The organism is Bacillus cytotoxicus NVH 391-98 (assembly GCF_000017425.1).
Lineage (GTDB): Bacteria > Bacillota > Bacilli > Bacillales > Bacillaceae_G > Bacillus_A > Bacillus_A cytotoxicus.
Map to the genome: position 1 here is coordinate 916572 of NC_009674.1, position 19678 is coordinate 936249.

General features: G+C 35.8%; 17 protein-coding genes and 3 pseudogenes. 15 read left to right on the plus strand and 5 right to left on the minus strand.

Features of this window, described 5'->3' with window-relative positions:
- Positions 1–1173: 1173 nt before the first annotated feature.
- The 6 genes from BCER98_RS04470 to BCER98_RS04500 all read left to right on the plus strand — a co-directional run bounded on the left by BCER98_RS04470 (position 1174) and on the right by BCER98_RS04500 (position 9412).
- Complete coding sequence (locus tag BCER98_RS04470; protein ID WP_011983895.1) at positions 1174–2127, plus strand: LCP family protein; 954 nt, start codon at positions 1174–1176, stop codon at positions 2125–2127.
- A gap of 2018 nt (positions 2128–4145) precedes the next feature.
- Complete coding sequence (locus BCER98_RS04480) at positions 4146–4346, plus strand: sporulation YhaL family protein (RefSeq protein WP_011983896.1); 201 nt, start codon at positions 4146–4148, stop codon at positions 4344–4346.
- Between the two features lie 142 nt (positions 4347–4488).
- Positions 4489–5049 (plus strand): glycerol-3-phosphate responsive antiterminator, encoded by a 561-nt coding sequence (locus tag BCER98_RS04485; protein ID WP_011983897.1) that lies wholly within the window; start codon positions 4489–4491, stop codon positions 5047–5049.
- A gap of 222 nt (positions 5050–5271) precedes the next feature.
- A complete protein-coding gene (locus BCER98_RS04490) occupies positions 5272–6093 on the plus strand; it encodes an MIP/aquaporin family protein (RefSeq protein WP_011983898.1) in 822 nt (273 codons plus the stop codon).
- 13 nt (positions 6094–6106) lie between these two features.
- The gene (gene glpK, locus BCER98_RS04495; RefSeq protein WP_011983899.1) at positions 6107–7597 is read left to right on the plus strand and encodes a glycerol kinase GlpK; all 1491 of its coding nucleotides are present in this window, start codon (positions 6107–6109) and stop codon (positions 7595–7597) included.
- A 132-nt stretch (positions 7598–7729) separates the two neighbouring features.
- The gene (locus BCER98_RS04500; RefSeq protein WP_011983900.1) at positions 7730–9412 is read left to right on the plus strand and encodes a glycerol-3-phosphate dehydrogenase/oxidase; all 1683 of its coding nucleotides are present in this window, start codon (positions 7730–7732) and stop codon (positions 9410–9412) included.
- 401 nt (positions 9413–9813) lie between these two features.
- Here the strand turns inward: BCER98_RS04500 and prsA are convergent, their stop codons facing one another.
- The gene (prsA, locus tag BCER98_RS04505) at positions 9814–10662 is read right to left on the minus strand and encodes a peptidylprolyl isomerase PrsA (protein WP_011983901.1); all 849 of its coding nucleotides are present in this window, start codon (positions 10660–10662) and stop codon (positions 9814–9816) included.
- A 343-nt stretch (positions 10663–11005) separates the two neighbouring features.
- On the opposite strand from prsA, the pseudogene BCER98_RS23610 reads away from it, so the two are divergent.
- Positions 11006–11077 (plus strand): annotated as a pseudogene (locus BCER98_RS23610) (YjcZ family sporulation protein); the annotation flags it as partial.
- Positions 11078–11114: 37 nt separating this feature from the next.
- On the opposite strand, the gene BCER98_RS04510 reads toward BCER98_RS23610, so the two are convergent.
- Positions 11115–11303, minus strand: coding sequence for a hypothetical protein (locus tag BCER98_RS04510; protein ID WP_041809508.1), 189 nt, complete (start codon positions 11301–11303; stop codon positions 11115–11117).
- 118 nt (positions 11304–11421) lie between these two features.
- Here BCER98_RS04510 and BCER98_RS04515 point away from each other — a divergent pair, with 118 nt between their 5' ends.
- Positions 11422–11757, plus strand: coding sequence for a DUF1878 family protein (locus BCER98_RS04515; RefSeq protein WP_011983902.1), 336 nt, complete (start codon positions 11422–11424; stop codon positions 11755–11757).
- 6 nt (positions 11758–11763) lie between these two features.
- Here the strand turns inward: BCER98_RS04515 and BCER98_RS04520 are convergent, their stop codons facing one another.
- From BCER98_RS04520 to BCER98_RS04535, 3 genes are all read right to left on the minus strand, one after another.
- Positions 11764–12321 (minus strand): HTH-type transcriptional regulator Hpr, encoded by a 558-nt coding sequence (locus BCER98_RS04520; protein WP_011983903.1) that lies wholly within the window; start codon positions 12319–12321, stop codon positions 11764–11766.
- Between the two features lie 295 nt (positions 12322–12616).
- Positions 12617–12979 carry a YtxH domain-containing protein gene (locus BCER98_RS04525; protein ID WP_011983904.1) on the minus strand — a complete coding sequence of 121 codons (363 nt, stop codon included), beginning with the start codon at positions 12977–12979 and terminating at the stop codon, positions 12617–12619.
- 277 nt (positions 12980–13256) lie between these two features.
- Entirely contained in the window at positions 13257–13691 is a 435-nt protein-coding gene (locus BCER98_RS04535; RefSeq protein WP_011983905.1) for an HIT family protein, read from the minus strand.
- A 568-nt stretch (positions 13692–14259) separates the two neighbouring features.
- Here BCER98_RS04535 and BCER98_RS04540 point away from each other — a divergent pair.
- The 7 genes and pseudogenes from BCER98_RS04540 (at position 14260) to BCER98_RS04560 (ending at position 19611) form a co-directional block, all read left to right on the plus strand.
- Positions 14260–15003 carry an ABC transporter ATP-binding protein gene (locus BCER98_RS04540; RefSeq protein ID WP_011983906.1) on the plus strand — a complete coding sequence of 248 codons (744 nt, stop codon included), beginning with the start codon at positions 14260–14262 and terminating at the stop codon, positions 15001–15003.
- Entirely contained in the window at positions 14996–16207 is a 1212-nt protein-coding gene (locus BCER98_RS04545) for an ABC transporter permease (protein WP_011983907.1), read from the plus strand. Before BCER98_RS04540 ends, BCER98_RS04545 begins: the two co-directional genes overlap by 8 nt.
- 13 nt (positions 16208–16220) lie before the next feature.
- Positions 16221–16928 (plus strand): EcsC family protein, encoded by a 708-nt coding sequence (locus BCER98_RS04550; RefSeq protein WP_011983908.1) that lies wholly within the window; start codon positions 16221–16223, stop codon positions 16926–16928.
- Between the two features lie 152 nt (positions 16929–17080).
- Positions 17081–17368, plus strand: a pseudogene (locus tag BCER98_RS20665) (MarR family winged helix-turn-helix transcriptional regulator); the annotation flags it as partial.
- A pseudogene (locus BCER98_RS21670) lies at positions 17341–17472 on the plus strand (ring-cleaving dioxygenase); the annotation flags it as partial. The pseudogenes BCER98_RS20665 and BCER98_RS21670, both read left to right, overlap by 28 nt.
- 239 nt (positions 17473–17711) lie before the next feature.
- Positions 17712–18188: a PH domain-containing protein gene (locus BCER98_RS04555; RefSeq protein ID WP_011983910.1), complete on the plus strand. Its 477-nt coding sequence runs from the start codon at positions 17712–17714 to the stop codon at positions 18186–18188.
- Entirely contained in the window at positions 18181–19611 is a 1431-nt protein-coding gene (locus BCER98_RS04560) for a PH domain-containing protein (protein WP_011983911.1), read from the plus strand. Before BCER98_RS04555 ends, BCER98_RS04560 begins: the two co-directional genes overlap by 8 nt.
- The last annotated feature ends 67 nt before the right edge of the window (positions 19612–19678 follow it).

The following is a 19678-nucleotide window of genomic DNA, read 5'->3' on the forward strand; positions in this document are numbered from 1 at the left end:
ACCCTTTTTTGCTTATAACAGTCAGCGAAAATATAAAATAGGCACGCCGCATTTATGACCTTTATAACTGAGTTAGTCAAAGTAGAAACTCCATTCCTGTTTTCAGCATCATAAAAAATAAAATTCTACTACTTAATTAAAATGATAGATCCTTCCCCCTTTTTTTAACAATCTTGAAAATCAGACAGAGAAAAGAAATCTCAATCTTTTTATCAACGCATATATAAATATATTCTCACATATTCAGAAGTAATGACAGTTTGAAAATTCCCTTTTTCAAATGTAAAAAAGACCTCCAAATTGACTTTTTCACTCTGAAGTAAGTTGAAAGAGCGAATTACGAGAGTTAGTGACCAATTCAGATCATTTCCCTTTTTACATCAAGAAATAGATAAGATGCTGTAAGAATATGAGCCGTCTGAATATCATATAATTTATCCCGCTATTTTAGGGCAGCCCGATTGGTGAAGGCTCATAATCAGTGGGGATGAAGAAAACCCCCGCTGATTAAAGTGTCACTTTATATTTAACCGAAAAACTTTGAGGCCAATTCATCTCCCGCCTGCTCACTTCGCGTCCTTGAGGAAGGAATCTTCTTGGATAAAATGATAAAACTTATTATTTCATCTTTTAATATTAAAAGTTCGTGGAACGATAAATATGAATATTTGAATAAAAACTTACAATTCATATACTTAATTTTCTAAACTAAATCATATTAAATTGATTTATCTTTTGGTATCCAAACTTGTTTGACGCTCTAGTATTGAAAATGAATGCCGAAGTAGAAACCTTAAAATAAAAAAAACGTCTAATGAGTATCAAAAATTCTAACTTGATTCCCTCTCATTTTTAATATAGTCTGTATCTTGAGTCTGTATCTTGACAAGGAATTCCATTTAAACTCATTATTTTCACATTAGATACATACGTAACATATAGTTTACTTATGATTGCAAATAAAATATGTTTCGCATAGAGAAACGTTGCTATCCAAAAATGTCAAGAGCCCCCAATAGGTCAACAGGGACGGGTGAATTAAGACGCATCTTAATGTAGATGGTTTTAAACTTATTGCTGTACAGTGTTAAACTCAATAAGCGGGGTTTTTATGATAAAACGAACCGTTTATTTTTAATATAAATATTACACAAAAAGAAAGGGTGCATCTTTGTGAAAAAAAAATGGGTCTATCAAAATAAAATAAAAGTTATTTTAGGTATGTTAACTTTTATTTTATTTTTAGGGGGAACGTATATATATTCTAAAATTCAAAATTTTGGTGAAAGAACATATCAAGAACTCGAAAGAGGACGAAAATCCATGAAAAGAGAACATAAAATCTCCCCTTTAAAAGATAATGTTTCTGTTTTAATCATGGGAGAAGACAATAGCGAAACCAGAGAAGGAGAATATGGAAAGAATGCAAGGACAGATGCATTAATGGTTGCTACGATTAATAAAGAAACTTCTGCAATCAATTTGTTAAGCATTCCACGTGATACTCGTGTCTATATACCTATAAAATCAAAAGAAGATAAAATTGCACATGCACATGCATTTGGTGGCATAGATAGTACAGTAGATACTGTTGAAAAGTTTTTGGATATTCCTATAGATTATTATATTAAATTTAATTTTGATTCCTTCTTAAATCTTATTGATACAATTGGAGGAATTGATGTAGATGTTCCGGTCACATTTACAGAACAAGATAGCAAAGACCAAGCTGATGCTATTCATTTAGAAAAAGGATATCAGCATTTAAATGGTGAACAGGCTCTAGCCTTGACTAGGACACGCCATATTGATAATGATTTTATGCGTGGGCAACGCCAACAATTAGTTATAGAGGCGATTGCTGAAAAACTATTAACCATAAAATCATTAAATAAGTTTAATAGCATATTGGATGAAATTAGTCCACATATGTCTACCAATCTATCCACAACAGATATATTTTCTATTGCTAAAACCATGATGGATCACCCACCTAAAATTAACAAAATGCAAATAAAATGTAGTGATAAATACATAGATGGTATATACTATGCACAACCTAATAAAGAAAGCGTTCAGCAAATTTCAAAAAATTTAAAACAGGAATTACAAAAAATAGAACCTTAATTATATTACGAGGGTGTCCCAAAAAAGTTATGGGACACCCTTTCCCGGTACTATATATACATGTACAACAACAATAAACCTATATACGGTATTTCGTTTGATGGAAAGTACCCTTTTGGAAATCTGTTTTTGTAATCCACGTTGTGACCAACTTGCGTGTAGACTTTGATGCGCTTGCACATGCGTCTCATCTTGATAGAGAAGAACCATGTTTAATCAAGGGAATTGGATCTCGGACGAGTATAACTTAAATTCCCCCCCAAGCATGTGTAAAATGTCTGTAGTCGATATCTCTATATTATACGTACGAGACAATTTAATCCTAATTCTTTCGTAAGACGCTACACTTTTTATCCCGCTATTTTAGGGCAGCCCGATTGGTGAGGGCTCATAATCAGTGGGGGATGAAGAAAACCCCCACTGATTAAAGTTTCACTTTATGATTTCCTTTGTGTCCGTGATTCGAAGGTGATGGAATGTTAAAGGTTGTAGCGCGCTCTCTAATAGACGCCCCTTGTTCATTCATATAATGGAGTGCGTCTAGTTGATACTAAAAAGTGTATGATGTATAGCTTTTTTAAACGCTTTTTCTCCGTGAAATGGATACGATAGAATCTATGTTCGAAAGACAGGGGGGGGGTAGAATTTGTAATATTTTTTGGCTTTCTTTGCCATTCAAATAACGTTTTCCGGTTTCTATTTTCTCTTCAACTGTAAATTTACTTATAAGAAAAAACACCCCAATGGTTAGACTGTGTCTAACCATTGGGGTGCACTCCACATTTGGGAGTTCCAAATGAGGGGAAAAGGAAAAATGTTTAAAACTTGTTGAGGGGATGATGATATCTTCTCATAAAAACATTGTGTAGAACACTACAAAACTTTCCTTTTACAAAAGAAAAAATAAAATGTATTCTATTCATTTACTGTGATAAAATCTAAGTTCGCATATAGGTTATTTAAAATCAACAATTAAGATATCTAATTGAGAAAAATGTTTTAGTCAATCTCAGCACTGTTATCAGTTCCCGACAGAATACTTCCACTTCAAAGAATGTGTAGAGCATAGCCTAATGAGTAAGTGGGAGAGAAATGTCGATTGGTATTAGCCAACATCTTTGCTATAGAACGAATTCAAGCGTGGTTGCTTGTTGGGTAAATAGAACTTGCCTGGTGGCTGTCGTTCGCCTACACCATTCGAAAGTCGCAGAAAGGATAAACTATCAAATCTGTGGCACGAAAACCAAGTGTCAGACCAAAAACAAGACGGCAAATACCATGCGAATTTCGTATTAACCGTAGGAATTACGGGGATAGTCTACTAAATAACCGATGGGTACATCGGTGTTCGTAGGAACCTTCCACTTCAAGCGTTAGTTAAGTGGGGGGGAGTTCAAAAAAGTATCATTTAACTGGCAAAGAATAATATGTTATAGGAGGGGAAAAATATGAAGTTTTTTTTAATCCTTTTTGGAATTTTTCTTATTGCTATAGCTTTAATGTTTGGTGGAATTGCTTCTGTTATAAAAGTGGTAAAGCGGTATTTGCTAAGTTCTAAATAATATTTTGTAGGTAATAGAAAAGAGAGATGATTGCTTTTAAAAGTGAAGCTCTCTTTTTTTATGAAAGCAGTTTATAATATGCGATGATATAGAATGTTATAGAGTGATATAGTTCTATATAGAGTAAAACGGGGGAATTGTATGGTGTGTATTCTTTGCACCAGGCCCCTTGAGATGACGGTTTTTATTAAACTAGATTTTCGAAAAGAATTCTCCCACTTCAAGGAATTTGAAGGGCAATAGCCGAGTATGGATCGAATCGGTGAGAAAGCAGTTCCAAAAGATGTAGATAAAACAGAAGAGAACGGGATGGATAAGTCATACGATTTAAGTCAATTTAAAGGAAAAAAGTAAAACTACAGTTTAGAGTCATGTAAATGATATAGTCATAAAAATCTCCTTCCTCTCATACAGTGAAATTAACAAGGCTTGTCTAAAAGAAAGGAAGGAAGAAAAGTGGAAACTTTACCATGGTGGATTTATCTTGTTATTATTGGGATTGTTGTAAGTGGCTATATGGTTTTATATACTTCCAAAAAAGAGCAAGAAATAGATAATGAATTCATCGAAAAAGAAGGCGAAGTATATATGAAGCGTTTAGAAGAAGAGCGTGAGAGACGTAATCAAGAAAGTGATAAGGATTCTGTGTTACTATAAGCGTAAGTGGATAACGAATAGGTTATCCACTTTTTTCATGAGCCTAAAAGATGCAAGATATTCGGTGAAATCAGACAGAAAAAGATGTGAATTTTTTATGGACTAGCTATACTATAAAGATAGAGAGGAAGGTAGAACGAAAATGGAATTTCATGAACAAAAAATTTTACCAGCAGTAAGGCAAATTAAAGATTTAGAAAAGCTTGTGCATAGTTCTTATGAGTATATTGTCATTTTAGATATTCATATTGGACAATTGAAAAGTGTTGTGAAACTAGCGAAGCAATATGAGAAAAAGGTATTTTTACATGTTGATTTAATTCATGGATTGCAAAGCGATGGTCATGCGACAGAGTTTTTATGTCAAGAGTATAAGCCGTACGGGCTTTTATCGACGAAGGCAAGTGTGATTATGAAGGCGAAGCAAAAAGGCGTTGTAGCAATTCAGCGCATCTTTTTAATCGATTCAAGTGCGATGGAAAAAAGCTGTCATTTGTTAGGAAAAACAAAACCGGATTATATCGAAGTGCTTCCAGGGGCTTTAACAGATATGATTGCAGAAGTAAGAGACCGCACCGGAATCCCGATTTTAGCCGGTGGTTTTATTCGTACAGTAGCTGATGTGGAAAGAGCTTTAGAGGCTGGTGCGACAGCGATCACAACATCGAAAAAAGAACTATGGAAACATTTCCAAAAAAAGTGACGAAAATGTGAAAGAAATTGATTGACACCGCTTTCATTTGCAGTTAACATTATAAATAAGTTAATAAACGTGACGGAGAAAAGAAGAGATCCACATTTTATTGTTTCTATATTTTTATATAGAGGCATGTAGGCTGTGGATTTTTTCTTTTGAAAAAACGAATGGCCATTCATTTTCTCTCCTTCACATTGTAAGCGTTTAATTTGATTGTGGAGGGATTTTATGTCAGCATTTTTAGGAGAGTTAATAGGGACAGCGTTATTAATCGTTCTTGGTGGCGGTGTTTGTGCTGGTGTAAGTTTAAAGAAATCGTTTGCTAAGGATTCTGGCTGGATTGTAATTACAATGGGGTGGGGCTTAGCCGTTGCAGTAGCAGCATATGCTGTTGGATCTATTAGTGGAGCACATTTGAACCCTGCCTTAACAATAGGACTAGCGTTTAAGGGAACGTTCCCATGGAGCGATGTTCCAGGATATATCGTAGCACAAATGATTGGGGCAATAATCGGTGCTGTTATCGTATATTTACATTACTTACCACATTGGAAAGAAACGGAAGATCCAGGGGCAAAGTTAGGTGTGTTTGCAACAGGACCAGCAATTCCAAACACATTTGCAAACCTTCTAAGTGAAATGATTGGTACATTCGTTTTAGTATTTGGTATATTAGCAATTGGTGCAAATAAATTTGCAGATGGCTTAAACCCATTTATCGTAGGATTCTTAATTGTAAGTATTGGTTTATCATTAGGTGGAACAACGGGATATGCGATTAACCCAGCGCGTGATTTGGGACCTCGTATTGCACATTTCTTTCTTCCAATTGCAGGAAAAGGCGGATCGAATTGGAAGTATGCATGGATTCCAGTTGTAGGCCCGATTTTAGGCGGATCACTTGCAGGTGTATTTCATCAAGTTGTATTTGAAGAAAAGCAAAATGCAGCACTTATATATGTGGTGATTGCAACGGTTATTATACTAGCACTTTCTTATATAGCAGGTAAAAAGAATAGAAACGATACAAATAGTAGAAAAGTAGCATAAGGGGGAAGTAAATATGGAAACATATATTCTTTCATTAGATCAAGGTACAACAAGTTCACGTGCCATTCTGTTTAATAAAAAAGGAGAAATTGTTCATTCTGCTCAAAAAGAATTTACACAATATTTTCCAAAGCCAGGTTGGGTAGAACATAATGCACAAGAGATTTGGGGGTCCATTCTAGCGGTTATCGCAACTTGCTTAAGTGAAGCGGATGTGAAGCCAGAACAAATCGCTGGTATTGGGATTACAAACCAACGTGAAACAGCAGTTGTTTGGGAGAAAGCAACCGGGAAACCAGTTTATAATGCAATTGTATGGCAATCTCGTCAAACAGCTGAAATTTGTGAAGAGTTAAAAGAAAAAGGCTATGGCGATATGGTTCGCGAAAAAACAGGTCTTTTAATTGATGCATATTTCTCAGGTACGAAAGTAAAGTGGATTTTAGATAACGTTGAAGGTGCAAGAGAAAAAGCAGAGCGCGGTGAATTATTATTCGGTACAATTGATACATGGCTTGTATGGAAATTGTCTGGTGGTAAAGCACACGTAACAGATTATTCAAATGCATCACGCACATTAATGTTCAATATTCATGACTTAAAATGGGATGATGAATTATTAGAAATACTAACAGTACCAAAGAGCATGTTACCAGAAGTACGTCCATCATCTGAAGTATACGGTCATACAGTTGATTATCATTTCTTCTCTCAAAATGTACCGATTGCTGGTGTGGCAGGTGACCAACAAGCAGCGTTATTTGGGCAAGCGTGCTTCAGTGAAGGGATGGCGAAAAACACATACGGAACAGGTTGCTTCATGTTAATGAATACAGGTGAAACAGCAGTTAACTCTAATCACGGTCTATTAACAACAATTGCGTGGGGGTTAAATGGTAAAGTAAATTATGCATTAGAAGGAAGTATTTTCGTAGCTGGTTCAGCAATCCAGTGGTTACGAGATGGCATGCGTATGGTTAATGATGCAAGTGAGAGTGAGGAGTATGCATCACGCGTGGAATCAACGGACGGTGTATACGTTGTACCAGCATTTGTAGGACTTGGAACGCCGTATTGGGACAGTGAAGTACGCGGAGCTGTGTTTGGTGTAACGCGCGGTACAACGAAAGAGCACTTCATTCGTGCAACATTAGAATCATTAGGATATCAAACAAGAGATGTATTATGTGCAATGGAAGCAGATTCTGGCATTGAGTTGAAAACGTTACGCGTTGATGGCGGTGCAGTGAAAAATAACTTCTTAATGCAGTTCCAAAGCGATATGTTACAGGTTCCTGTAGAGCGTCCAATGATTAGTGAAACGACAGCTTTAGGGGCTGCATATTTAGCAGGTCTAGCTGTTGGATATTGGGAAAGTCAAGAAGAAATTAAAGCGCAGTGGGATATGGATCGAAGCTTTACACCAGAAATGGAGAAAGAAAGAAGCGAAGAGCTCTATTCTGGATGGAAAAAAGCAATTGAAGCAACAAAAGCTTTTAAATAATCATAAACAGTGTTATAATGATGGTAAGTTAATAATTCGGTAGGAGATATGGAGAGACCATGACACGCTATAGAGCGATTTCTATAGTGGTGTTTGTGGTCTCTTTTTTTCGTATCAAAGGGAGGAATTACCATGAATTTTTCAAGTAAACAACGTAAAGACGTATTAAAAGAAGTTCATAAACAAGAGTTAGATTTAATTGTAATTGGTGGTGGTATTACCGGTTCTGGTATCGCATTAGATGCTGTAACGCGCGGACTATCAACAGTTGTGTTCGAAATGCAAGACTTTGCAGCAGGAACATCAAGCCGCTCAACAAAACTTGTACATGGCGGTTTACGTTATTTAAAACAATTTGAAGTGAAGATGGTAGCAGAAGTAGGGAAAGAGCGTGCAATTGTATATGAGAACGGTCCCCATGTAACAACACCTGAGTGGATGCTACTTCCATTCCATAAGGGCGGTACATTTGGTGCATTTACAACATCAATCGGTCTTCGCGTATATGACTTCTTAGCGGGAGTAAAACGAAGCGAACGTAGAAAAATGTTTAGCCGTGAGGAAACAATGAAGAAAGAACCACTTGTAAAACAAGAAGGGTTAAAAGGCGGCGGTTACTACGTAGAGTATCGTACAGATGATGCTCGTTTAACAATCGAAGTCATGAAAGAAGCGATTGAGCATGGTGCAAAAGCTGTTAACTATGCAAAAGTAGACGGTTTCTTATATAAAGACGGAAAAGTATGCGGTGTACGTGTTATTGATTTATTAGATGGAAAAGTATATGAGGTTTACGGCAAGAAAATTGTAAACGCAGCGGGTCCTTGGGTAGATACACTTCGTGAAAAAGATAATTCGAAAAAAGGAAAAGTATTACAATTATCAAAAGGTGTTCACTTAGTTATCGACCAAAAACGTTTTCCGCTTGGCCAAGCGATTTATTTTGATACACCAGATGGACGTATGGTCTTCGCGATTCCACGTGGTAATAAAACATACGTTGGTACAACGGATACATTCTATGATAAAGATGCAGCGGTACCAAAAATGACAACAGAAGATCGTGCATATATTATTAAAGCGATTAATTACATGTTCCCAACTGTGAAAATTACAGAAAAAGATATTGAATCAAGCTGGGCTGGTGTTCGTCCGTTAATTTATGAAGAAGGTAAGAGTGCATCTGAAATTTCTCGTAAAGATGAAATTTGGACTTCTGATTCAGGGCTAATTACAATCGCTGGTGGTAAGCTAACTGGATATCGTAAAATGGCAGAAATGGTTGTTGACTATGTTGGATCTTTAATGCAAAAAGAAGGTCACAGTGCATTACCAAAAACAAAAACGAAACATATGCCAATCTCTGGTGGACATGTAGGTGGTTCTGAAAGATTGCCAGCGTTCATTTCGAAAAAAGCAGGAGAAGGTACGAAATACGGTTTAACAACTGAGCAAGCAGAAGCATTTGCGAAATTCTACGGCTCTAACGTTGATATTCTCTTTAACTTAGCAAAAGATTTAAAAGAGGAAGCAAAAGAATACAACATGCCGTTAGACGTCCTTGTACCGCTTGTATACGCGATGGACTATGAAATGACAGTAAAACCTGTCGACTTCTTTGTACGTCGCAGAGGAGCTGTATTCTTCAATATCCACTGGGTGTATGACTGGAAAGAACCTGTCATTGCATACATGGCAGCAAAACTAGGCTGGACAAATGAAGAAAAAGCAAAATATACAGCAGAATTAAATCAAGCATTAAAAGATGCTACCGTGCCTGTAGATGAACAAGAACAAGTAGCATTAGCAAAATAAGCAAATAGTGATAAAAAGCGCTTAGAGGGAGGAAATAACCCCTTTAGGCGCTTTTTGGTTCTATTGAGAAATTTTGTTAAGGTTAAGTGATGCCAACAAAAAATTGTACATTTTACGCGATTGTTAGTAGTCCCTGTAATTTCTTACTTCAGAGCGTCTCCGCATAAATTAAATGTTTAGAGCGGGTATACAAAAAAATCCATTATATTTCAAAAGAAATAAAATTTTTTTATACTTTTTACTGTTTTTTTGTTATAATAGCATACGGGTTAGGGGAAGAGTTTGCATCTTCCCGTGTGTTTTTTATCTGCATCTAGCTTTTTGCTGGATGCTTTTTTTTAAGTGGAGGAAACGACTGAAGTATGAAAAAAAACTGCCAGGTAAGCCTGGCAGTTTTTTCATTATTTTTTCTCTTTTTCTGCTTTTGGAGTTTCGAAGATATCTTTTAAGTCTTTATCTTCAATCTTCACATCCGCTTTTTTCACTTCTTTATTTTGGAATTCGTTTAAGAATTGTGGATCTTGTAATTTCTGCTGAGCAATTTCTTTCTTGATTGCTGCTTTTTCTTCTTTGAATGGTTTTGCATCTTTAATGTCTGTTACTTTAATAATATGGTAACCGAAGCTAGATTTTACAGGTTCGCTTACTTCATCTTTTTTCATTTTGAAAGCAGCATCTTCAAATTCTTTTACAAGAGTACCTGGTTTTAACTCCCCTAGGTCGCCGCCTTTCTCTTTTGATCCTGGATCTTCAGAGTATTGTTTCGCTAAATCTTCAAAAGATTTACCTTGTCCAAGCTCTTCTTTCACTTTCTTCGCAGTTTCTTCATCTTTTACAAGAATATGTTTTGCAAATACACGTTTATCACGGTATTTCTTCTTTGCTTCCTCGTCAGTGATAGATTTTTCAATAGCTTTCTCTTGAGCTAATTGAGCACGTACGCTTGTTTTTAATGTTTCTTCTTTAATACCTTGTTGTTTTAACAGTGTATCAAATTGATCGCCGTATTGCTTTTTAAATTCGTCGTATTTTTTATCAACGTCTTTGTCATCAACTTTGTAGTTTTTAATAAATACTTTTTCAACAATCATGTTGCGTAAAACTTGTTTACCACCTTGTTGCTTCAGTGATGCGTAAAGTTCATCTTTCGTTACGTCACCGGCTTTAGAGGTTGCAATTTTATCAGATGATCCACATGCTGATAAGGCAATTACACTTGTTGCTGCTAAGGCAAGCATAGCTTTCTTCATTCAATAAACACTCCTACTATTATGTATTTTCCATTTATCCTGCACAAATGAACAACCGTACACTTGTGCAAAAGAGCCAAAGTTAAGCTTCACTGATTTACCGCCTTTTTACGATGTAAAAAAGCATACTTCACAGTGCTTACTGAGGCTGAGGATAAAGATTGGCCGCAGATAATCTTTTTATAGTATAGGCAATATGTACAAAATTTAATATATCATATTTTGAGGTCTTTTCCTATTGATAAAGAAAAATTGCCTATTTGTTTAAGGAAATTGTCAGATTCGTAAGGGGTACCACTTTTGGGCACATGTGCATATAAAGAAAGGAGGAGGCGGATGAAGAATGAATTCTATGCTTATTTTATTACTTGTACTGTTTATTTTATTAGTTATAGTAGGTATAATTTGTTTATAGAGGAAAAAAGTGAGGAAGGGACTTCCCTTCCTCACTTTCAATGAAATATAATTTCTATATAACTAGAAATTAATAGAATCGTAATGCATACATTCATAATCCGAAACACACCTGGTTGGCGGCTCTCGGATATTTGTTTTTGAACACAAAGTGTATGTGTCATGAAATTTGTATAGAATAGAACAATAAGTGCAAATGTGACAAAAACGATTTCTATAAGAGTCACGAGGAGATACCTCCTTTTGGCCAAAATACATATACTTTTATATATTGTATCATACGATATTTTGTTCGTGTTATAAAATTCAGAAATAGAAGACATTGGTTGGAAAGTGAGGGAGAAAATGGACGTTGTAAAAAGACTAGAACAAGCTGAATATTATGTAGAACTTCTTTTTCGAATGATTGATGAAGATAAGTGTCCATTTTATTCTTTAATTATAAAGAAAAAAGCACGTAAAAAGGATGTTGAACGTATACTTAATCTTTGTGAAGGATTGAACAATCAATACGTAGAAGAGAAAAAGGAAGGTTTACTTTTATTTGATGCTCTCTTAGATCAATTCGAAAAAGCACTTCCACATCAGCTCGAAGTAACTGAAACTGCGGAAGCGCTTTTAAAACAAGGATTATTTCAGCCGCTTATGGAAGAATTTTTACGCATCATAGCGAAAAGATAATTCGGCTTATTTTTTAACTAATTTTTGTTCCTGCTCTGTAAAATTTTCTTCAATGTTTTCTAATGATTTCTCAAAAATATCAATAAAGTCTTGTCCGTAAATATTTCTTAAAATCGCAATTAATTCGATATTTTCCGGGAATTTCCCGTAAAAATTGCGAAGGGCAAGTGCGCCGTTAAAGACAGAGTTATTTTCAGGGTTATATTCCTCCATTAATTTCAGCAGCAATTCTTCCCCTTTTTCTGTAATTTCAATATACGTATTTCGTTTATCATCTTCTTTTTTAGAAAATACGAGATAGCCGCGTTCTTCGAGCTTTTTAGAAAAGTTAAATGCTGTGGATACGTGCATAACTCCAAACTTAGCAATCTCTGAAATAGAAGCTCCTTCTAAATGATACGCAATAGATAAAATATGATGCTCATTGATGTTTAAATCATAAGGTTTAATCCACTGTTGCCAATCTTTCTCTACAGATTTCCATAATGCCTTCGATAACTGAGCAATGCGTTGACTAAAGATCATTGCTTCTTTTATCGAATAGTCTTTTTCTCCACTTTTCATTTACTCACCCACTTTAACATTCTTCATTAGTATCTATTATGCCAGTAAAATAAAAATTAATAAAGTGTTTTTGTGAGAATTGTTAAAATTTTTCGGAAAAGTTTGTGTATGTGCAAATCATGCATAAAAGTAGAAGGAGTTTCAAAGGGAGAATTGCGGTATCATCTTACGTGGTAAGAGCTAACAGATATTGTAAATGCATAAAAACACGACATATCTATTTGATATGTCGCGTGAGATTCAACTGATATACAAAATATTTGTTATATGCAAAAAACTACACAGGTAATATGTTTTACGCTTTTTCTGGAACGGCTTGTTGTAATTTTTCAATCGATCTTTGAATATCTAAAATTTCTTGCTCGATATGACGTTTGTTATGTGAAATATCTTGTTTCCAAGAAGAAAGCGTATCTTGCATATCCTCTTTTAATTCTTGAAAGACTTCTTTTCCTTCTGAAGCTGTTTCAACAATTTGGCGTTTTAATAGCTTTGTATCAGCAGTAATATCAGCTAGCGTCTTTTTAATATCGCTGCCTTTTTCTTTTAGTTTGCTGCGCATATCTTTACCAGAAGAAGGAGTGGAAAAGAGAACAGCTAGTCCAGCGACAGCTCCGCCACAAATAACACCTGTTAGAAAGGATTTAGCTTTTGACATAAAAGGAAACCTCCTTATTTTTTGTTCCTATTCATGATGTACAAAAGTATGCATATGCTTAAGACAAGGGGGGAGAAAAGTGAAAATCATGACGACTCTTTGTTTTATCATAAGTCTTTTCTTTCTTGTACGTGCTATGCATTTACTTTTATTTGTAAAGCAAAAAAGATCATATCCTCCAGCATTTTGGGTGAAAAAACAAGCCATGCAATATATGTCGTTTGGAGGAATTGGCTTGCTATGTACCTTTATGTTTTATGTCTTTTTCTAGCCTTAATTATTTTACACTATTTGCAATGGTACTTGCGATATTTTGTAATGTTTCCATTGTATATTCATTTTGATGTGACTTCCAAACAGCACCAAAACCATCGTTGTCACCGTAGCGTGGAATTAAATGAAGGTGAAAGTGGAATACAGTTTGTCCAGCTTTTTCACCATTATTGTTTAATAAATTGAAGCCAACTGGATTAAATTCTTCCTTAATCGCATTTGCAATTTTAGGTACAGCAGCAAAAATGTGCGATGCAATTTCTGGTGTTAACGAAAAGATATCCTGCTTGTGTACTTTCGGAATAACAAGTGTATGTCCTTTTGTTACTTGGCTAATATCTAAAAACGCAAGTACATGCTCATCTTCATATACTTTTGAGCATGGAATTTGTCCGTCAATGATTTTACAAAAAATACAATGATCCGCTGTATGATTCATTTGTTTCATCCTTTCAAGTAGTCTTAGCCGTATTTTACCATAATTACATACGAGAACAAACACGAAAAACAGGAAGCTGACTCAGCTTCCTGTTTTCTGAAGAGGGATTGAAAAAGCATTGTTTATAATTTACCTTTCGCAGACACCTCATTTATTTAAGAAATGCATGGTAATTCGGCTAAAGTTTCTGCCGTAGACACCCCATTTACGAAGAAATGTAATTGCAATCTTGACTTAAATGAAATTGTTTATTTTATAAAACAGTACAGACTCTCCTCGAGACACCCCGTTTCTAAAATAAAACGTACAATCTGGATCGTGTAAATTTTCGTTGTCCATGATGGACACCCCATTTCATGATGATTTTTACCTTCATCAATTGGTGGTTGCTTTTTCAATATGTTCCTTCTTCACTCATTATCATGTCCCGTTTTACAAAAGATATGTGAAGAAAAGAAAAATTTTTTTGCAGAAATCGAGACTATGTAGGATGTTGTGATTTTTGGTAAGATGAATATAGAACAATTCTTAGGAAAGAGAATAACTATAACGAAGAAAGTGGTGTCGTATGAACGAGTTACTACGTGTAGAAAATGTTACAGGAGGGTACACGAAACGACCTGTTTTGAAAGATGTTTCGTTCTCTGTTCAAAAAGGTGAATTAGTTGGTTTAATTGGTTTAAATGGGGCAGGGAAAAGTACGACGATCAAACATATTATCGGCTTAATGGAGCCGAAAAAAGGTGCGATTACAATTCATGGGAAAACGATTCAGGAAGATATGACGGCATATCGCTCTAGTTTTTCGTTTATTCCAGAAACACCTGTATTATATGATGAGTTAACGTTAGAGGAGCATTTAAAGTTAACGGCGATGGCGTATGGGGTAGAGGAAAAACAATATGAAGAGCGCATCAAAAAACTGTTAAAAGAATTTCGCATGAATAACCGTTTAAAATGGTTCCCATCTCACTTTTCAAAAGGGATGAAACAAAAGGTTATGATTATGAGCGCATTTCTTGTTGAGCCGTCACTTTATATTGTCGATGAACCGTTCGTTGGACTCGATCCTTTAGCGATTCAATCGCTGCTTCAAATGATGGACAAGATGAAAAAGAGCGGTGCGGGTATTTTAATGAGTACACATATTTTAGCGACAGCTGAGCGTTATTGTGATTCTTTTATTATTTTGCATCAAGGGGAAGTAAGGGCGAAAGGAACGTTATCAGAGCTTCAAACACAATTCAATATGCCAGGTGCAACGCTAGATGATATTTATATTGCGCTAACAAAGGAAGAAGACTATGAATAATGCGGCATTATGGAAAGAGCGATTTAGACATTTTTTAAAGGAAGTTCGTACATATAGTAAGTATGTTTTTAATGATCATCTTAAGTTTATTTTTGTATTTATTATTGGAGCAGGTGCATTTTACTACCAGAAATGGCTAGAAACATTAACGCCGTCATTTGAGACTGCAATTGTGATGGGGATTGTGCTTGGATTTGTGCTGACAGTAGGATCGATTCAAACGCTGTTAAAAGAAGCGGATCTTGTGTATTTGCTTCCGGTGGAGGAAAAACTAAAAACGTACTTTACGAAAGCATTCTTCTTTACATTTATGATGCATCTTTATGTCATTGCAATTGTAGCAGCCGCTCTTGCGCCGTTATATTTTCAGCAAATGAAACAAACGGGCGGGACTTACATATGGATTGTAGCCATACTTCTATTAGTGAAAGCGTGGAATTTATTTGTCACATGGGAAAAGTCTTTTTTAACAGATCAAAATATGCAGCGAGCGGATTGGTTCATTCGTTTTATATGTAACAGCTTGTTCGTGTATTTTCTTATTGAGCATATTTCGCTTATTTCTGTTGGAATCGTGTTAGCTGTCATGGCGATCTATCTACTAATGATTCATCAAATGGTAAAGAGAAAACCAATGAATTGGGAGTATTTAATTGCTGAAGAAGGTAAGAAAATGATGCTCCTGTATCGTATTGCGAATATGTTTGTCGATGTTCCCGCGCTGAAAGAACGAGTAGCGCGCCGCAAATGGCTTGATTTTGTTCTTTCTATCATCGGTGAAAAACGTACATATCTTTACTTATATACGCGTACATTTTTAAGATCAGGCAACTATTTTGGTTTGTATATTCGTTTGCTGGCAATTGGCGGAATTCTTCTTTACTTTATTCCGTTTTTATACGGGCGTTTCATCGTAAGTATTGTTTTTTTATATTTAATCGGTTATCAGCTACTCAGTCTTTGGAAACATCATCGCTTAAAAATTTGGCTGGACTTATATCCGGTAGGGATAGAAGAGAAGAAAAGAGATTTTCTGAGCCTACTGCGCATGATTTTATGTATCGGCAGCGTTCTATTTACGATTCTCTTCGCCTTTGCTACAAAAGATATAATCATGACTTGCGTTTTATTTGGCGTTAACATCGCCTTTAGCATTGTTTTTGTCAATCAATACAGTGCAAAGCGCATTAAGCGATTAAGCTGAAAGGAAGGAAAATATGACTGCATATGAAGATAAGGTCATAAAAGAATTGCAACAGTGGAAACATGCGATGTTGAAAGATTCATCTATGATGGCGCGTTTTTCAAAAAAAGTGCAGACAAAAGTTCAGCAGTTCATTCCTGAAAAAGTGCAACGTATATTAACAGAAACAATTAAAAAGATGGTACAGGGAATTAGCACTGGATCAAACTTCATCAAACCGAAGTTAAAAGAAACAGATTGGTCTTTGCAAAGAAGAGATGAAGAAGTTGTAAAGAAACTGGATGAGTATAAAAAAATTGCTGCGGCAGAAGGAGCGGGCACAGGTGCAGGTGGTTTTTTCTTAGGGCTTGCTGATTTTCCGCTTCTACTTAGCATTAAAATTAAATTTTTATTTGATGCGGCGACGATTTATGGATTTGATACGAACAAAGAAGAAGAACGTCTCTTTATCCTCCATGTATTTCAGCTTGCTTTTTCAAGTGATGAGCATCGAAAAGATATATGGAAAGCAATTGAAACGTGGGATACGAAAAAAGAAAATCAGATGAACTGGGAGAAGTTTCAAACAGAATATCGCGATTATATCGACCTAGCAAAAATGCTTCAGCTCCTCCCGGTCATCGGCGCCCCAGTAGGAGCATACGCAAACTATCAACTGCTTGGGCGGCTCGGAGAAGTGACGATGAATTGTTATCGTTTCCGTCTTTTGCAGGATATTTGAGGAACCCCCTTTGGTGAAAGGGGGGTTCGTAGTGCTGAGGTGGCGAAATTTGTCGACTGGTCGATATCTTGTGTCGAATCGCCGATAAATTTTTTCTTGCTTTTTATTCACTTGAGGCATAAAGTGATAGTAACGAAAGGAAGTGAGCCATATTGAGAAAGAGTACACTCAGTTCACTAATCTGGTTTCGTCTTGCTCGATTTACACATCAAAGTAATTTATTATCGAATGAGTTTTTAAAACAGTTCCATATTACAGCCGCTTAGTTCGATGTATTAAATCAGGTTTCTATTTATCAGCCGCTCATGCAAAGTCAACTGGCTACGAAAGTAACGGTGTCAGAAGGCGGAATTTCCCGTATGCTCACTCGACTTGAGCAAGAGAGGTATATACAGCGTAAGCAGGGTTGGAAGACGAACCTTATGAAACGTTTGGAGAAAAATTATCATTACCGCTATTCTTAGAGCCAAAACGTGCAGAAATAGAAAAATTAGTTCGCCCAATTGATACAGTGAGAAATACGAAGGAATTTATGAAAGAGTAAAAGGATTATCGTTTTTGATTTCTTTAGAAGATAGAAAGCCCCCTTTGGCTATTTGGCCAAAGGGGGCTTTATGTTAAACGGTATAAAAAATAAGTATTGTATAAGGTAATGCTAACATCATAATCATTTTTTAGGAAAGTGTGAAAAAATACTTATTTTACCTTGTTTTGATCAATTAGAATATATTAAAATAATAAGATGATATATGTTTTATAGATTTTTAGAGTTGGAGTGATAAAATGCAGCCATTGGAAAATGAAATTCACCCTGATATGGTGAAAGTTTGGAAAATTCATGCTTTAATTGGAGCAGGTGTACTAACAGCAATTGTTCTGGCTTATCTCTTTTTTATGATTAAATTTCATTGGTGGGGTTGGCTTTTTGGTGTGCTATTTATTGGATCGTTCATCTATGCACCACTCGATTATTTTGTATTCCCACAGTTGCGGCAGCGATATCATAGTTATCAGTTAAATGAAGAAGAGATTGAAATTCAGCATGGCATGTTTATTGTAAAGCGTGTGTTAGTTCCAATGATACGCGTTCAGCATGTAACGATTGAACAAGGGCCGATTATGAGAAAACATGGCTTAGCAGAACTGCAAATTTCAACTGCTGCTACGGCTCATAAAATACCTGGGTTAACGATGAGGGAAGCGGAGCGCTTAAAACGTCAAATTTCAGAACTGGCAAAGGTGAGTGATGAGGATGTATAAGAGGCAGCATCCAATCACGATTTTATCAGAATTAAAAATCTCACATCTACTACCAGGAATCATTCCTTTAATCAGTTTGAAAGGAAAATTTCCCTTTTGGTATATGGTTCCAATTGCAGTGTTTGTTGGGACAATTATTTTTTCAGTTATACATTGGTATTACAAAGTGTACGGGGTGAAAGATCACGTACTACATATTAAACACGGAATGTTTGTTAAAAAAGAGAGTTATTTAAATAAAGATCGTGTACAAACGATTCATACAAGTTCACATATTTTATATCAATTGTTAGGTTTAACAAAGCTCAAAATTGAAGCAGCAGGCGGAGGGGAAGAACCGGAAGTAAGTTTAGCTGGTATTACGACTCAGGAAGCAAAAGAACTGATTGCTCTTTTAAATGCGGAAACCTCTACAAAAAGAATAGATGTAGTTGTGCAAGAGGAAGCGAATTCATCTGAGTATAAGCTCACATGGAAGGAAATTATTTTCGCTTCGATCACTTCTGGTGAATTTGGACTCGTATTTTCTATCCTATTGTTTATTTTTTCAAAGATGCATGATTACGCTCCGGAATGGATGGTTGACAAGCTAAAAAAATATGTAATGGGTTTTGATTTCTCTATTTCTATTTGGATATACGGTGCGGTAGTGTTATTTGTTTTATCGTGGATTTTATCAACAATTCGTTATGCTCTGAAGCATGCGAATTTTACAATTGTTCGAAATAGAAATGAAATACGAGTTTCACAAGGACTTCTTGAAAAAAAGGAAGTTGTTTTGAAGACGCATCGTATTCAAGGCATTACAGTAAAAGAAACATTGCTGCGCGAATGGTTAGGATATTGTTCCATTCATGCAGAAGTCATTCAAAATGTTGAAAAGGAGGAGACGAGTGTAACGCTTCATCCCCTTATGAAAAAGGCGCATGTATCAGGTTTATTAGAACATTTAGAACTTCCTTATCGATTGGAAATAAATGTAATAAAGCTTCCAAAGGCTGCATTAAGAAGATACTTGATAGGTTGGTGGATTGTTTTTCTCGTTGTTACAATTCCGATTGCAGGTGCATCGATCTATTTTGAGAAATATTTCGCACTTCTCACATTCATTCCTTTATTTGCTCTTTTTACATGGCTAGGCTATAGATCGTTCACGGCTGGTGGATATGCACTGGATGATGAGCAGTTGACGATTGTATCGAGAACGATTGGAAAACATACAGGATTAATACGCAGAAGACATATACAATCATTTTCTAAGACGCAAACGTTCTTTCAGCGGAAAGATCAATTATGCTCGATGACATTTACGGTGGCTTCATCAGTAGGCGGACATCATTATAAGTTAGAGCATACGACGATGAAAGATGCGGAAGCGATGCAAGATTGGTTTAAGAAATCGAAAAAGATCACCCTTTCGTGAGGGTGATCTTTTTCGATTTTTTTGTCGAAGAGTCGATATCTCATGTCGAAGCGCCGATATGTTGGGC

Coding starts and splice junctions, on each gene's coding strand:
- BCER98_RS04540 (WP_011983906.1), top strand. CDS start 14,260: ATGAACGAGTTACTACGTGTAGAAAATGTTACAGGAGGGTACACGAAA.
- BCER98_RS04535 (WP_011983905.1), bottom strand. CDS start 13,691: ATGAATCATACAGCGGATCATTGTATTTTTTGTAAAATCATTGACGGA.
- BCER98_RS04545 (WP_011983907.1), top strand. CDS start 14,996: ATGAATAATGCGGCATTATGGAAAGAGCGATTTAGACATTTTTTAAAG.
- BCER98_RS04515 (WP_011983902.1), top strand. CDS start 11,422: ATGGACGTTGTAAAAAGACTAGAACAAGCTGAATATTATGTAGAACTT.
- BCER98_RS04550 (WP_011983908.1), top strand. CDS start 16,221: ATGACTGCATATGAAGATAAGGTCATAAAAGAATTGCAACAGTGGAAA.
- BCER98_RS04525 (WP_011983904.1), bottom strand. CDS start 12,979: ATGTCAAAAGCTAAATCCTTTCTAACAGGTGTTATTTGTGGCGGAGCT.
- prsA (WP_011983901.1), bottom strand. CDS start 10,662: ATGAAGAAAGCTATGCTTGCCTTAGCAGCAACAAGTGTAATTGCCTTA.
- BCER98_RS04520 (WP_011983903.1), bottom strand. CDS start 12,321: ATGAAAAGTGGAGAAAAAGACTATTCGATAAAAGAAGCAATGATCTTT.
- BCER98_RS04500 (WP_011983900.1), top strand. CDS start 7,730: ATGAATTTTTCAAGTAAACAACGTAAAGACGTATTAAAAGAAGTTCAT.
- BCER98_RS04555 (WP_011983910.1), top strand. CDS start 17,712: ATGCAGCCATTGGAAAATGAAATTCACCCTGATATGGTGAAAGTTTGG.
- BCER98_RS04490 (WP_011983898.1), top strand. CDS start 5,272: ATGTCAGCATTTTTAGGAGAGTTAATAGGGACAGCGTTATTAATCGTT.
- BCER98_RS04560 (WP_011983911.1), top strand. CDS start 18,181: ATGTATAAGAGGCAGCATCCAATCACGATTTTATCAGAATTAAAAATC.
- BCER98_RS04485 (WP_011983897.1), top strand. CDS start 4,489: ATGGAATTTCATGAACAAAAAATTTTACCAGCAGTAAGGCAAATTAAA.
- glpK (WP_011983899.1), top strand. CDS start 6,107: ATGGAAACATATATTCTTTCATTAGATCAAGGTACAACAAGTTCACGT.